The following is a 567-nucleotide window of genomic DNA, read 5'->3' as shown; positions in this document are numbered from 1 at the left end:
CCGATCTTACGTTTTTTCAAACGATTGGCGTTAAGATTACGTGGATTGACCTTTTAGGAGCCACATTTATCCCGTTTATTTTAGTTGTGGTACTGACAATTTTCTTTGGAAAGGGAAAAGGAATGAAAGCGTCGATTCCTTTATTCCGTTGGGCCCTTCTCGTTGGATTAACGTATTCCGTTTCTGCGTTACTATATGCCACTTTTTTTGGTCACGAATTTGTTTCCATACTGGCTTCACTGACAGGGCTAGCTGTTGCAACGATTACAGCGAAAAAGGGAGCGTTTCTTCCTGAGGAGGAGTGGAAAGAAGCGCTTCAGCACGATTTTGTGGAAGATGAAGAAGCTCCTTCTATGAGCTTATTAACCGCTTGGGCACCGTATTTAGTTGTAGTTGTTCTTCTTCTTATCACACGGATTGTTACACCGGTTAAGCAGTTTACATTGAACAACGTGGACTTATCTTGTGAACGTATTATGGGGTTTGATGAGATCTCTTCTGGATGGCAAGTTCTATACCCCCCTGGTACCGTTCTTGTACTGGCTGCATTAGTCGCTCTCATTCTCC

1 protein-coding gene is annotated in these 567 nt (G+C 43.0%); it reads left to right on the top strand.

Annotated features, from left to right (window positions below):
* Window positions 1–567 (top strand): L-lactate permease (locus tag ACGTN6_RS20925; protein WP_394595030.1); only part of this gene is annotated, 567 nt, incomplete at both ends.

This window comes from Halomonas sp. B23F22_20, from assembly GCF_043496985.1.
Taxonomy (GTDB): Bacteria; Pseudomonadota; Gammaproteobacteria; order Pseudomonadales; family Halomonadaceae; genus Halomonas.
Note: the sequence above shows the minus strand (reverse complement) of the source record. Positions and strands in the feature narration are given on the sequence as shown.